Source organism: Yimella sp. cx-51, assembly GCF_017654605.1.
Taxonomy (GTDB): Bacteria; Actinomycetota; Actinomycetes; order Actinomycetales; family Dermatophilaceae; genus Yimella.
In genome coordinates this window covers 1,790,301-1,804,150 of record NZ_CP072113.1, presented here as the reverse complement: position 1 = coordinate 1,804,150, position 13,850 = coordinate 1,790,301, and the positions used below count along the sequence as shown (strand labels likewise).

12 protein-coding genes are annotated in these 13,850 nt (G+C 66.1%); 2 read left to right on the top strand and 10 right to left on the bottom strand.

Annotated elements, in window-relative coordinates:
* Positions 1–188: 188 nt before the first annotated feature.
* From J5M86_RS08595 to aspA, 3 genes are all read right to left on the bottom strand, one after another.
* The gene (locus tag J5M86_RS08595; protein WP_188061028.1) at positions 189–569 is read right to left on the bottom strand and encodes a VOC family protein; all 381 of its coding nucleotides are present in this window, start codon (positions 567–569) and stop codon (positions 189–191) included.
* A gap of 65 nt (positions 570–634) precedes the next feature.
* Entirely contained in the window at positions 635–1,948 is a 1,314-nt protein-coding gene (locus J5M86_RS08590) for an anaerobic C4-dicarboxylate transporter (RefSeq protein ID WP_188061029.1), read from the bottom strand.
* Positions 1,945–3,387, bottom strand: a complete 1,443-nt coding sequence (gene aspA, locus J5M86_RS08585; RefSeq protein WP_188061030.1) for an aspartate ammonia-lyase — start codon at positions 3,385–3,387, stop codon at positions 1,945–1,947. Before aspA ends, J5M86_RS08590 begins: the two co-directional genes overlap by 4 nt.
* A 245-nt stretch (positions 3,388–3,632) precedes the next feature.
* Here aspA and dxs point away from each other — a divergent pair, with 245 nt between their 5' ends.
* Both dxs and J5M86_RS08575 read left to right on the top strand, forming a co-directional pair.
* Positions 3,633–5,501, top strand: a complete 1,869-nt coding sequence (dxs, locus tag J5M86_RS08580; RefSeq protein ID WP_188061031.1) for a 1-deoxy-D-xylulose-5-phosphate synthase — start codon at positions 3,633–3,635, stop codon at positions 5,499–5,501.
* A gap of 3 nt (positions 5,502–5,504) precedes the next feature.
* Positions 5,505–6,479 (top strand): phosphotransferase, encoded by a 975-nt coding sequence (locus tag J5M86_RS08575; RefSeq protein ID WP_188061032.1) that lies wholly within the window; start codon positions 5,505–5,507, stop codon positions 6,477–6,479.
* A gap of 95 nt (positions 6,480–6,574) precedes the next feature.
* On the opposite strand, the gene J5M86_RS08570 is transcribed toward J5M86_RS08575, so the two are convergent.
* The 7 genes from J5M86_RS08570 to J5M86_RS08545 form a co-directional block, all read right to left on the bottom strand.
* Positions 6,575–7,240: an aldo/keto reductase gene (locus J5M86_RS08570; RefSeq protein WP_208965003.1), complete on the bottom strand. Its 666-nt coding sequence runs from the start codon at positions 7,238–7,240 to the stop codon at positions 6,575–6,577.
* A gap of 6 nt (positions 7,241–7,246) precedes the next feature.
* Positions 7,247–7,540, bottom strand: a complete 294-nt coding sequence (locus J5M86_RS15460) for an alcohol dehydrogenase catalytic domain-containing protein (protein ID WP_244328285.1) — start codon at positions 7,538–7,540, stop codon at positions 7,247–7,249.
* Complete coding sequence (locus J5M86_RS15455) at positions 7,527–7,688, bottom strand: hypothetical protein (RefSeq protein ID WP_244328284.1); 162 nt, start codon at positions 7,686–7,688, stop codon at positions 7,527–7,529. Before J5M86_RS15455 ends, J5M86_RS15460 begins: the two co-directional genes overlap by 14 nt.
* 384 nt (positions 7,689–8,072) lie before the next feature.
* A complete protein-coding gene (locus J5M86_RS08560) occupies positions 8,073–8,840 on the bottom strand; it encodes a glycerophosphodiester phosphodiesterase (protein WP_188061033.1) in 768 nt (255 codons plus the stop codon).
* Between the two features lie 11 nt (positions 8,841–8,851).
* Positions 8,852–10,378 (bottom strand): UDP-N-acetylglucosamine 1-carboxyvinyltransferase, encoded by a 1,527-nt coding sequence (locus J5M86_RS08555; protein ID WP_188061034.1) that lies wholly within the window; start codon positions 10,376–10,378, stop codon positions 8,852–8,854.
* Positions 10,379–10,513: 135 nt separating this feature from the next.
* A complete protein-coding gene (locus J5M86_RS08550) occupies positions 10,514–12,610 on the bottom strand; it encodes a 3-hydroxyacyl-CoA dehydrogenase NAD-binding domain-containing protein (protein ID WP_188061035.1) in 2,097 nt (698 codons plus the stop codon).
* Positions 12,610–13,848, bottom strand: coding sequence for a thiolase family protein (locus tag J5M86_RS08545; RefSeq protein ID WP_188061036.1), 1,239 nt, complete (start codon positions 13,846–13,848; stop codon positions 12,610–12,612). The genes J5M86_RS08550 and J5M86_RS08545 overlap by 1 nt, the downstream gene beginning before the upstream one ends.
* Positions 13,849–13,850 lie beyond the last annotated feature (2 nt).

Genomic DNA, 13,850 nt, shown 5'->3' with positions numbered 1-13,850 from the left:
GCCGTTCGTCAGGCGTGAGCGAGTTCGTCCTGGTCGCCGATGGCCTCGAGCAGTTTGCGGCCGACGATGGTGTAGTCGGCCGGTGCGATCGTAAGGGCGACGTCCTTGCGGTGTACATCGCACCCTGGCGGGCGGGCAAGCCTGTGTGCTTCCGTCCTCCGGGTTGGATCGCGCAACGAGCCGAGGCCTCAGGTGTAGAGGCAGAAGGGATGGCCGGCGGGGTCGAGAAGTACCCGCACGTTGTCCTGCGGCTGGTGGTCGGGCAAGGTCGCGCCGAGCGAGATCGCGCGCTCGGTCTCGGCGGCGAGATCCTCGACCTCGAAATCGAGGTGCAACTGCATCTGCTGGCTACCGGGCGCGCACGGCCAGGTCGGCCGAACATGATCGGGGTTGCGGGCAATGGCCAGGTACGCCACGCCCTCGCCGCAGTCCAGGGCCGCGTCGTCCTCGTCCATCTTGTAGATCGCCCAGCCGCGCAGTTCGCTGTAGAACCGCGCCAACTCGGCGACGTTCGGGGTGTCGAGCACGACGCCCCACCAATCGTGCCGCTGCCAACGGTCTGGACTCATGGCGAAAGAATAGGCGTGCCCGCCACGTCCAGTGGCGGGCACGCATCGTTCTCAGCGCGAGTGCTTCACAGCAGCACTCCACCGAACACGAAGCCGAGCGCGACCGAGAACGCGATCGCCAGGACGCCCGGCAGCAGGAACGGGTGGTTGAAGACCGCCTTTCCAATGCGGGTCGTGCCGGTGTCGTCCATTTCCACGGCGGCCAACAGGGTCGGGTAGGTCGGCAGCACGAACAACGCCGATACCGCGGCGAAGGACGCGATGGCGGCGACGGGGGACACGCCGAGGGCGAGGGCGGTCGGCATCAGTGCCTTGGTGGTGGCCGCCTGGCTGTACAGCAGGCATGCGGCGAAGAACAGCACGACCGCGAGCGTCCACGGGTGATCGCGCAACAGGTCGCCCGCCGACGACTTGATCTCGGCCTCGTGGGCACCGACGAAGGTGGCCCCGAGCCAGGCGACACCGAGGACGCAGATGCACGCGCTCATGCCCGACTTGAAGGTCGACGCGGAGAGAATCTGCGAGGTGTCGACCGCGCAGAACGCGACGATCGTGGTGGCGATGGTGAGCATGAACGCGATGATGGCCGCGTCGCGCGTCATCGGCGGGTCGGAGATGAGTCCGACCTTGTCGCTGATGGCGGTGGCGTAGGCCATCACGGCCACCAGTCCGGTGAGGAAGATCGCGACGGACAGCTTTGCCCGGGGCTTCAGGACGACCTCGGTGTGTCCGCGCATGTCGACCGTTCCGGCCGCCAGCCGGCGCTGGAACTCGGGATCGTCGCTGAGCGCGCTGTGCTTGCTCGTGCGATCCCACAGGTAGATGCACAGCGCGGCCAACATCGAGCCGATGAAGGTCGAGGGGATCACGACCGCGAGCAGTTGCAGGTAGTCGACACCCTGCTTCTCGAGCACGGAGGAGAAGAACACCACTGCGGCCGAGATGGGCGATGCGGTGATCGCGATCTGCGAGGCGACGACGGCGATCGACAACGGCCGGGCCGGCTTGATGTTGCTTTCCTTCGCCACCTCGGTGATGACCGGCATGGTGGAGAACGCGGTGTGTCCGGTGCCGGCCATGAAGGTCATCAGATAGGTGATGACCGGCGCGAGGAAGATCAGGTGGCGTGGATTGCGGCGCAGCACCTTCTCGGCGACGCTGACCAGGTAGTCCATGCCTCCGGCGACCTGCATCGCCGCGATCGCTGCGATGACCGCCGCAATGATCGAGATGACGTCGAGCGGCATGTCGCCCGGTTCGACGCCCAGCAGGGCCAGGACGAGCACACCGAGGCCACCGGTGAAACCGATCGCGATGCCGCCGAGGCGGGCGCCGAGGAAGATCGCAGCGAGAACGACGAGGAGTTCGACCCAGATCATCGCGCGGCCTTCGGTTCGTCTTGTTCGGCGAGCGTGGTGATGTCGCGGGGATGCATCAGGTTCTGCGGCGACAGGACGGTGTCCAGCACCGTCTGATCCAGCAGCCCCATTTCGAGCACGACCTCACGGACGCTGCGTCCCGACCGGGCGCACTCCTTGCCGACCAGGTCGCCGTTGTGGTGCCCGATGAGGTCGTTGAGGTAGGTGACGATGCCGATGGAGTTCATGACGTAGTCACGGCAGGTGTCCGGGTTGGGGGTGATGCCCGAAACACACTTGGTGCTCAGAGTGGTGCACGCGTTGGTCATCAGCGAGATCGACTCGAACATGACCTGACCGATGACCGGTTCCATCACGTTCAGCTGTAGCTGGCCGGCCTCTGCGGCGAAGGTGAGTGTCACGTCGTTGCCGAAGACCTTGAAGCACACCTGGTTGACGACCTCGGGAATGACCGGGTTCACCTTCGCCGGCATGATCGAGGAGCCCGCCTGCATCTCCGGCAGGTTGATCTCGCCGAGTCCGGCACGGGGACCGGAGGACAGCAGCCGCAGGTCGTTGCAGATCTTCGACAGCTTGGAAGCCGTCCGCTTCACGGTGGCGTGGACCTGAACGTAGGCCCCGCAGTCGCTGGTGGCCTCGATGAGGTTGGGCGCCAATGTGATGGGCAGCCCGCTGACTTCGGCCAACTTGGCGGTGACGACCTTCGGGTACCCCTTGGGGGTGTTGAGCCCGGTACCGATGGCTGTCGCGCCGAGGTTCACTTCGGCCAACAATTCCCTGGACGCCTCGAGCCGGTCGATCTCCTCGCGTAAGGTCGCGCAGAACGCGCGGAACTCATCGCCCAGGGTCATCGGGACGGCATCCTGCAACTGGGTGCGCCCCATCTTGAGGACGTCGGCGAACTCCTCCCCCTTAGCCTCGCAGGTGTCGGCGAGCGTGCCCACGGCGTTGATGAGACCCTGCAGCGCGAAAAGGACGCCGATGCGGAAGCCGCTCGGGTAGGCGTCGTTGGTCGACTGCGACCGGTTCACGTGGTCGTTCGGGTTGACGATGTCGTACCGGCCGCGTTCGTGTCCGAGGTGCTCAAGTGCAAGGTTGGCGAGCACTTCGTTGGTGTTCATGTTCACCGACGTGCCGGCGCCGCCCTGGAAGACGTCCACCGGGAACTGGTCCATGCACCGTCCCTGGTCGAGGACCTGGTCGCACGCCCACTCGATGGCGTCCGCGATCTCGGAGGGCAGGGCGCCGAGTTCGGCGTTCGCGCGCGCGGTGGCCTTCTTGACCATGACCATTCCGCGGATGAAGTCGGGGCAGTCATTGATCGTTGCTCCGCTGATCCGGAAGTTCTCGATGGCGCGCAGGGTGTGCACGCCGTAATAGGCGTCCGCGGGTACTTCACGACTACCGAGGAGGTCCTCTTCGACCCGAACGTGACTCATGGGTGCTTCAACTCCTTCGAAGACGGATCCGATCTGAATCCACTACACAGTGTAGTACTAGCGCGGGGCGGAGCGCACCTCAAGACCACCTGTTCGGGTGGCTGGTCGGTCACACGATCGGTCACCTGGCCGGTCTGCCGTGAAGACTGCGCAGGGCGCGCCGGAACGGCGGCCGGGCGTCCGGTCGTTGGAACCCCGGATCGCCTAGACTCGACTGACCCCCTGTGGAAGGAACGTGCACACCCGTGGGACTGCTTTCCGGCATTCACGCACCGGGCGACGTCAAGAACGTCCCGGTTGAGCAAATCGACGAACTCGCGCGGGAGATCCGCGATTTCCTGGTCGACTCGGTCTCCCGCACCGGCGGACACCTCGGCCCGAACCTCGGGGTCGTCGAGTTGTCGATCGCGCTGCACCGCGTGTTCGATTCACCGAGCGATTCGATCGTCTTCGACACCGGTCACCAGTCGTACGTCCACAAACTGCTCACCGGGCGGCACGACTTCTCCAACCTCAAGAAGCAGGGAGGTATCTCCGGCTACCCCTGTCGCGCGGAGTCCGAGCACGACATCGTCGAGAATTCTCACGCCAGCGCGTCCCTGTCCTGGGCGCACGGCATCGCCAGGGCTCGCAAGCTCAAGGGCGAGGATCGCCACACCGTCGCGATCATCGGCGACGGTGCACTCACCGGCGGCATGGCCTGGGAAGCGCTCAACAACATCGCGGTCGACCGCGAACTCCCGCTCGTCATCGTGATCAATGACAACGAGCGGTCCTACGCCCCGACCATCGGCGGTCTTGCCGAACATCTCGCCACGCTGCGCACCACCCGCCAGTACGAGCAGGTTCTCGACTGGGGCAAGGCGCGGCTACAGCAGACTCCCGTCCTCGGCAACGCGATGTACCAGTCGTTGCACGGCATGAAGAAGGGCATCAAGGATGTCCTCTCGCCGCAGCGTGGCATGTTCGAAGACCTCGGTCTGAAGTACGTGGGACCGGTAGACGGTCACGACGAGCAGGCTGTCGAACATGCGCTGGAGAAGGCGAAGACCTACGGCGGCCCATGCTTGGTGCACGTGATCACCCAGAAGGGCCGCGGCTACGCGCCGGCGGCCGAACACGAGGGCGATCAATGGCACGGCATCGGCAAGTTCAATCCCGAGACCGGGCTACCGTTCGAGGTGTCTGGGCGCATCTGGACCGATGAGTTCAGCGACGAGATGGTGCGCCTGGGAGCCCAACGCGACGACATCGTCGCCATCACCGCGGCGATGCTGATCCCGGTCGGCCTCGACCAGTTCGCCGCCAAGTACCCCGAGCGGGTCTTCGACGTCGGCATCGCCGAGCAGCATGCCGCCACGATGGCCGCCGGTCTCTCATTCGGCGGCCTGCACCCGGTTGTGGCGATCTACGCCACCTTCCTCAACCGCGCATTCGACCAGTTGCTCATGGACTGCGCGCTGCACAAGCAGGGCGTGACCTTCGTGCTTGACCGTGCCGGCGTCACCGGCTCGGACGGCCCGTCGCACAACGGCATGTGGGACATGGCGATCTGCTCGATCGTGCCCGGGCTGCGACTGGCCGCACCGCGCGACGGGGAGCAGGTCAAGGCGCAGCTGCGCGAGGCGGTCGAGGTCGACGATGCCCCGACGGTCATCCGCTTCCCGAAGGGCGACGTCGCCGAACCGCTCACTGCTGTTCGGCAGAACAATGGCCTCGACGTGCTGCACGACGCGTCCGCGCCGCAAGTACTGGTGGTGGCGGTCGGCTCGATGTGCGCGGCCGCGATCAGCGTCGCGGAAAAGCTTGAAGCACAAGGGCATTCGACTCTGGTGATCGACCCGCGATGGGTTATCCCCGTGAACGAAGCGATCGTCGAGCAAGCGCGGTCGGTCGGGCGCGTGGTCGTGATCGAGGACAACCTGGTTACTCACGGTGTCGGCGTCGCCGTCTCGCATGCGCTGCGATCCGCGGGTGTCGACGTGCCGGTTCACACCTACGGCATTCCGCATCGGTTCCTCGATCACGCGTCGCGCGGTCAGGTGCTGGAGTCGATCGGCCTGACGCCTGACGTCATCACGACCGACGTCCTGGCCCGTATCGCGTCCCATTGATCGTTGGGCGAGTACTTCACGACTGATCTGTGGTCCTCGCGCGAGTGGTTGCGCGATGCGACGGCCTGGATCGACGACAACCTCGAACGCCGCGGTATCACGCGCATACCCACGTCACCGCGGCAACCGCGCCTGCGCCCATGGTCGACCCTTCTCGTGGTCGATACCGATCACGGACGCGTGTGGTTCAAGGCAGGCGCACCGCAGCAACGAGCCGAGGTGCCGGTGCTCGACGCACTCACCGACGTCGCGCCTGACCTCGTCCCTACGTTGTGGTCCGCCGATGCCGAGCGGGGTTGGTTGCTCGTGCCGGATCAAGGGCCGACCCTGCGCGACGTTGCCGACGCGCAGAACATCACGGGGCACCTCTCGGCGGTGCTTCGCCGATATGCCCGGGCGCAACGAGCGTCCGTCAAGGTGGTCGATGCGATGGCGGCGGCCGGCGTGCCCACCCTCCGTCCCTGCGATCTGGTGCAGGAGTGGACGAGTGAGGGCCTGACCGCAGAGGCCACACCCGCGTTACGTGACGCCGCGGCGCGCCTCGACGCGGTCGGCCTGCCGACCACCGTCCAGCACGACGACCTGCATGCCGGCAATGTCTTTGTCGCCGACGCGGCAAGTGCCAGCATGCATGACTCGCGCATTCTCGACTGGGGTGACACCTATCTCGGAAATCCATTGTGCTCGTTGCTGATTCCGCTGCGCGGCCCGTCGTACCACTTCGATCTGCCCGCTGACCCAGAGCGCGACGCTCGCATGGTGCGGGCCTGCCTGGCGTGCTGGTCGGACCTCGCGTCGTCGGCCGAATTGTCGAAGGTACTTCCCGACGCGCTGCTGCTGGCCCGGGTCGGTCGCATCATCGGGTGGCGCCGAGCGCTGGCGAATGCGACAGATGCCCAGAAGCGGCAGTGGTCGGACCACCCGATGCAATGGGTGAAGGAAGTCGTCGCAGCCGTACGGTCTGCACGCCGGCGATGAGGCGAGCCGCATCCGTGCTGGGTGGTGGTCTTCCAGTGGCCACGGATCCCTTGATCGCGTGGTTCATCCAGCGCTCCTCAGCCGCCACCCCAGGGTCACAGCATTTCTAGTGGTCGCGGTCCGCTGTGACCGGCCGCGACGTCGTTCAACGTCGCGTCGTGAAGGATGCGGCCCTGCTCGATCGGCGAGTACGCCATGACCGGCAGCTGGTGGTCGGTGCACCACGGCAGTAGGTCGTACTCCGGTCCTCGCCGCGACAGGTTGTACAGCACCTGATCCGTGGCCAGCCCGCCGCTGCCCGGCACGTCCCGCAGGTCGGCGAGGGCCAGGTGGTCGAAGTTGCTGACGCCCCAGTATCGGATTTTGCCGTCCGCGACGAGCTGTTGGAAGGCCGCGACGGTGTCCTGCAGCGGGTACCTACCCTGCCAGTGCAGCAGGTAGAGGTCGATCCGATCGGTGCCCAGGCGTTTCAGGCTGCGTTCGCAGGCCGCGATCGTGCCGGAACGGGAGGCCTGGGACGGCCGGACCTTGCTGACCACGAACGCCTCGTCGCGGCGACCCGCCAATGCTTCACCGACCACTTCCTCCGCGCCGCCGTCGGCGTACATCTCGGCGGTGTCGACCAGTGTCATGCCCAGCTCGAGGCCGGTGTGCAGCGCGGCGACCTCGTCGCCGCGTCGGCCGGGGTCCTCACCCCAGCCCCAGGTGCCCTGGCCCAGCACAGGGATGGACTCCCCGCTCGGTAGCGTTATCCGTCGCATCCGCGATCACTTCCTGGTTGTCCTGAGGTGGGACGGGGGCTGAGATCCTCGAAGGGCCGGCGCGTGGCTGTAGGCGAAGCAGCCGCCGATGGCGCTGCCCCACATCCCCTCGGACAGGCCCGGGTTGGGGTTTGCGTTGTCGCACAGTGAGTACAGCTTCTGGGAGCAGTACCAGCACTTCTCGCACGCGATGAACGAGCAGACGGTGACGCGGTCGCCGACCTTGTGGTTGCGGACGTCCTTGCCGACCTCGGCGACCTCGCCCATGAACTCGTGGCCGAGCACATCAGCGGAGCGCATCACGGGATGTACCCGCCGAGCAGGTGCCTGAGCCACAGGTGGTGCTAAGTCGCACCTTGACGATGATGTCGCGGTCGTTAAGGATCTTCGGGTCCTCGACGGTCTCCACCGACGTCTTGTTGACGCCGGTCCAGCACAGCGCCTTCACAGCACTCCCTGCCCGCTGGCGGCTGCGCCGGCGAGGACCACCATGACCATTGCTCGTCTCATGTGCTACCTACCTCCAGGAGGGTTGCGTGTACCGAGGTGCCGGGTGTCGAGCCGGTAGTGAGCCCCGCCTGTGCCATGTGGCGTACCGGGCCGCTCACGAGCGGTTTCCGGCGCCGGTGGGCTGGGCGGCCTGGCTGAAAGCTAACACGATGGCGGAACAGAAGGCCGGGAGGTCGTCGGGTGAGCGGCTGGTGACCAGGTTCCCGTCTTGGGGCCACCTCTTGGTCCACCACGTTCGCGCTGTCGAGGCCCGCGGTGGCGGTAGCCGTTGCGTTGGGCCGAACGCGAGGCCGTACTCAGCGTCGACAATCGACCTGGCCGCTCAGGCCCACTGACCGCGTTCCTGCAGAACGGTTTTCAGCAGGTCGGCACGGTCGGAGATCAAGCCGTCGACGCCGAGGTCGAGCAACTCGTGCATCTCCTCGGGGTCGTTGATCGTCCAGACATGCACCTGTACCCCGGTGCTGTGCGCCCGCTGCACCAGCGCTCTGGTCACCACGGTCACCCGACCATAGTGATGGGGGACCTGCAGAGCGTCGACCGGGCCGAGTGCTCGGCGCGCCAGCGGTGAGAACCGGGCCTTTGCGGCCAGCACAGCGGTGCGAGTTTGACTCTTGCCGGCCGAGGTCGCCACCGGTCTCGACAGTCGCTTGAGCACCTCGTGACGCGTATGATCGTCGAACGACGCGACAAGGACGCGGTCGTGCGCCGCGTGCTTCTCGATCGTGTCGGCAAGGGTCTCAGCGGCGCTGATGTGCTTGCAGTCAATGTTCAGACGGAGTGCGGGCCAGGCATCCAGCACGTCGTCGAGGCGGGGCACGGGCTGATCGCCGATACGGGCGAACTTGACCATGCTCCAAGGCAGTTCGCGGATCAGCCCCTGCGCATCGGTGACCCGGTCGAGGGTGTCGTCGTGGAAGGCGACCAGCATGCCGTCCGACGTGACGTGCACATCGGTCTCGACATAGGCGAACCCCAGATCGACCGCCTGCTCGAAGGCAGCGAGGGTGTTCTCGTGGCCGTCGACCGAGAAGCCGCGATGCGCCATCGCGATTGGGGCCGGGTGATCAAAATACGCCGTACGTGCCATGGGCGCGCTGCTCAGTCGCGGAAGGACTCGATCTTCGCGCCGAGGTCGTTGAGGCGCTCGGCGAGCTCTTCGTAGCCGCGGTTGATGACGTAGGTGTTGCGCAGCACGGAGGTGCCCGGAGCGGCCAACATGCCCAGCAGGATGACCACACCCGGACGCAGCGCCGGCGGGCACATTACTTCGGCGGCACGCCAGCGGGTGGGGCCCTCGATGAGCACGCGGTGCGGGTCCATCAGCTTGACCTTCGCCCCGAGCGGGTTGAGGTCGATCAGGTAGATCGCGCGGTTGTCGTACACCCAGTCGTGGATGGTCGTGGTGCCCGTTGCAGTGGCCGCGATGACGGCGAAGAAGGGCAGGTTGTCGATGTTTAGGCCCGGGAACGGCATCGGGTGGATTTTGTCCTTGGGCGCCACCAGATCGCTGGGGATCGTGGTGATGTCGACCAGACGCGTCTCGCCGTTCTTGGACAGGTATTCGTCGGTCATCTCGTACTGGAAGCCCATGACCTCCAGCTGAGCCAGTTCCATCTCCATGAACTCGATCGGCACGCGCTTGACGGTGATCTGCGACTTGGTGACGATCGCGGCTGCAATAAGTGACATCGCCTCGATCGGGTCCTCGGACGGGTGGTACTCGACGTCCTTGTTGATCTCCTTGACGCCGGTGACGGTCAAGGTTGTCGTGCCGACGCCCTCGACCTCGACACCGAGTTCGCGCAGGAAGAAACAGAGGTCCTGAACCATGTAGTTCGGGCTGGCGTTGCGAATGATGGTGGTGCCCTCGTAGCGGGCGGCCGCGAACAGTGCGTTCTCGGTGACGGTGTCGCCGCGCTCGGTGAGCACGATGGCACGCTTGGGGCGCACCTCGCGGTCGACGGTCGCGTGGTAGTAACCGTGCGTCGCGACGACGTCGAGGCCGAAGTGGCGCAGCGCGTGCAGGTGCGGCTCCACGGTGCGCTCACCGAGGTCGCAGCCGCCGGCGTTCGGCAGCTTGAACTTCTCGTACTCGTGCAGCAGCGGGCCGAGGAACATCAGGATCGTGCGGGTGCGGCGGGCAGCTGCCTCGTCCATCGAATCGAGGTCGATGGTGTCGCCCGGGACGATCTCCAGGTCGGAGCTGTTCGGCAGCCAGCGGGTCTTCACGCCGACCGAGTCGAGCACCTCGGTGATGCGGTTGACCTCTTCGATGCGCGCAAGGTTGCGCAGCGTCGTCTTCCCCTTGTTCAGCAGAGCCGCACACAGACACGCGACTGCGGCGTTCTTGCTGGTGCGTACGTCGATCTCACCCGAGAGCTGACGCCCGCCTTCGATGCGAAGGTTCAGGGGAGTGTTCGATGCCACGGTTACCACCTCGGTGTCGAGAGCCTGTCCGATCCGCGCGAGCGTCTCCAGACTCAAGTTCTGTTTGCCTTGTTCGATGCGCGCGACGGCGCTCTGGCTGGTGTTCAAGGATGCTGCAAGTTCGTGCTGGGTCAGTTGTTTGTGGCGCCGCGCGTCGCGAATGATGCGGCCGACGCGTACCAGATAGTCCTCAGTCACCCCGCGAGCGTATCTCACATATGAGATATCGACGGGATGCAAAGCAGTCTGTTCAGCGTAACGCTGATCACCCCTTCGACACGAAAGGCGCGACCTGTCACGTGGACAGGTCGCGCCTTCGCGCTCGAGATGTGCTCAGGACGTGGGCACGCTCGCAACGCCCGCAGCCAGGAACCGCGAACCCGTGACCTTCTCGGAGGTGCCGGTGCGGTCCAACAGCGGTGAGATGCCGCCGTTCCAGAACGGGAAACCCGCACCGGTGATCATGGCGAGGTCGATGTCCTGCACCTCGGCGACGACGCCTTCGTCCAGCATTCGGCGGATCTCGTCGGCCATCGAGGCCAGCGCGCTCTCGCGCACCTGCTCGGCGGTGAGCTCCTTCGGGTCGGACGGAGCATCGAACAGCTCCATGACCTTCGGGTCGATCTTCCCGTCGGCGCCGTAGAACGAGGGGATCTTCGCCTCCACGACCTTCGCCAGGTTCTTGCTCGCCCGGAAGCGGTCCGGGAAGGCCTTGGCGAGGGTCTCGCTGTTGTGCAGCGCGATCGGGGGACCGACCAACGAGATCAGCATGAACGGCGGCATCGGGGTGAGGCCGGCGAACGCCTTCTCGACGGTCTCGATCGGCGTGCCCTCATCGACCATGCGACCCGCGTCGCCCATGAAACGCCCGAGCAGACGGTTGACGACGAACGACGGCGAGTTCTTCACCAGGATGCAGGTCTTCTTCAGGCCCTTTCCTGCAGCGAATGCCGTTGCGAGAGTAGCGTCGTCGGTCTTCTCGCCGCGGATGATCTCCAGCAGCGGCATGACGGCCACCGGGTTGAAGAAGTGGAAGCCCACGACCCGCTCCGGGTGCTTGAGGTCTTCGGCCATCTCGGTGATCGACAGCGACGAGGTGTTGGTCGCGAGCACGCACTCCGGCGTCACGATCGCCTCGACCTCGGCCCACACCTTCTTCTTGACCGACATCTCCTCGAAGACGGCCTCGATGACGAAGTCGGCGTCGGCGAATCCGTCCTTGGAGGTGGAACCGGTGACGAGCGCCTTGAAACGGTTCACGCCGTCGGGGGAGATGCGTCCCTTCGCAGCGAGCTTGTCGATCTCGGCGTGCACATAGGCCACGCCCTTGTCGACGCGCTCCTGGTCGAGGTCGGTCATGACCACCGGCACCTTGAGCTGGCGGATGAACAGCAACGCGAGCTGGCTGGCCATCAGGCCGGCACCGACGATGCCCACCTTGGTCACCTTGCGGGCCAACGCCTTGTCGGGAGCACCAGCCGGACGCTTGGCGCGGCGCTGCACGAGGTCGAAGGCGTAGAGGCCGGCGCGCAGTTCGTCGCTCATGATGAGGTCGGCCAGCGCTTGGTTCTCCGCCTCGAAGGCGTCCTCGCGCGAGGCGGTGCGAGCCGCTTCGACGAGGTCGAGCGCACGGGTGGCCGAGATCGCAGCTCCGCCGGTGCGCTGCAGGGCGGTCTTGCGCATCGCCGAAACCGCTGCGTCCCAGGCCGATTCGTCGGTGTCGACCGGCGCGCGGTCGACCTTCTCCTCACCGGCGATGACCTTGCCAGCGAAGTCGAGCGAGTCCTCCAGGAAGGTGACCGGCTCGAGCAGACGGTCGGCACAGCCGAGGGCGAAGGCGTCCTTGCCCTTGATCATGCGGTTCTGGTTGAGCGGGTTCTCCACGATCAGCTTGAGCGCATTTTCGACGCCGATCAGGTGCGGCAGCAGGTAGGTGCCGCCCCAACCGGGCACGAGTCCCAGGAAGACCTCGGGGGTGGCGTACGCAGGCACGTCCGCCGAGATCGTGCGGTAGTCGGCGTACAGCGCGATCTCCACGCCGCCACCCATCGACGCGCCGTTGATGAACGCGAAGGTGGGCACGGACAGGTCGGTGATCTTGCTGAAGACCTCGTGGCCCTGACGCGCGATCTCCAGCGCCTGCTCGCGGGAGGTGATCGTGGCGACGCCCTTGAGGTCGGCGCCGACGGCGAAGATGAACGGCTTGCCGGTGATGCCGAGACCGATGATCTCGCCGGCGTCAGCGCGCTCCGCGGCGCGGTCGAGTGCCACGGAGAGCTCGGAGAGGCCGGCCGGGCCGAACGAGTTGGGCTTGGTGTGGTCGAAACCGTTGTCCAGGGTGAGCAGGACGAAGGTGCCACCAGGCAACTGCACGTCCTGGCTGCGGACGTGGGTCACGACCTCGTCGACGTGGGTGTTCTCGACGCTCATCAGGCGACACCTTCCTTGTCCGTACCGGCGATGGAGCTGACGTACTCGGCGTGGTGGGGGTTCTCCCAGATCACCGCGCCGCCCATGCCGATGCCGATGCACATCGCGGTGAGGCCGTAACGCACCTCGGGGTGCTCGGCGAACTGGCGCGACAACTGCGTCATGAGGCGCACGCCCGAGGAAGCAAGCGGGTGACCGGTTGCGATGGCGCCGCCCCACGGGTTGACGCGCTTGTCGTCGTCAGCGATGCCGAAGTGCTCGAGGAAGGCCAGCACCTGCACCGCGAAGGCCTCGTTGAGCTCGAACAGGCCGATGTCGTCGATGGTGAGGCCCGCGTGGTCGAGCGCCTTCTCCGTGGCCGGCACGGGACCGTATCCCATGACCTCGGGTTCGACACCGACGAAGGAGTACGTGACCAGGCGCATGCCGACCGGCAGACCGAGCTCGGTGGCTGCTCGCTCGGAGGCCAGGATGCAGGCGGTGGCGCCGTCGTTGAGACCTGCGGCGTTACCGGCGGTCACGTTGCCGTGGGCGCGGAACGGGGTCTTGAGCGAGGCGAGATCCTCGATCTTGACGTCCTTGCGCGGCGGCTCGTCGACAGTGGCCAGGCCCCAGCCCTTCTCGGCGTGGCGCGTGGCGACAGGCACGAGGTCGGGCTGGATCTTGCCGTCCTCGTAGGCCTGCTGCAGCTTGTTCTGGCTACCCACTGCGAACGCGTCACAGCGCTCCTTGGTGATGCTGGGGTAGCGGTCGTGGAGGTTCTCAGCGGTCTCGCCCATCACCAGCGCGGAGGTGTCGACCAGCTTCTCGGCGATGATCCGCGGGTTGGGGTCGACCCCCTCGCCCATCGGGTGACGGCCCATGTGCTCGACGCCGCCGGCGATCGCCACCTCGTAGGCACCGAAGGCGATGCTGGAGGCGGTGTTGGTGACGGCGGTCATCGCGCCGGCGCACATGCGGTCGACGGAGTAGCCGGGGGTGGTCTTGGGCAGCCCGGACAGCAGCGCCGCCATGCGGCCCAGCGTCAATCCCTGGTCGCCGATCTGCGTGGTGGCTGCGATGGCCACTTCCTCCACGCGCTCCGGCGGAAGGTTGGGCTGACGACGCAACAGGTCGCGAATGCATTTGATGACGAGGTCGTCAGCGCGAGTCTGGGCGTAGATGCCCTTCTCGCCGGCCTTGCCGAAGGGCGTACGAACGCCGTCGACGAAGACGACCTCGGAGAGCGTGCGGGGCACGG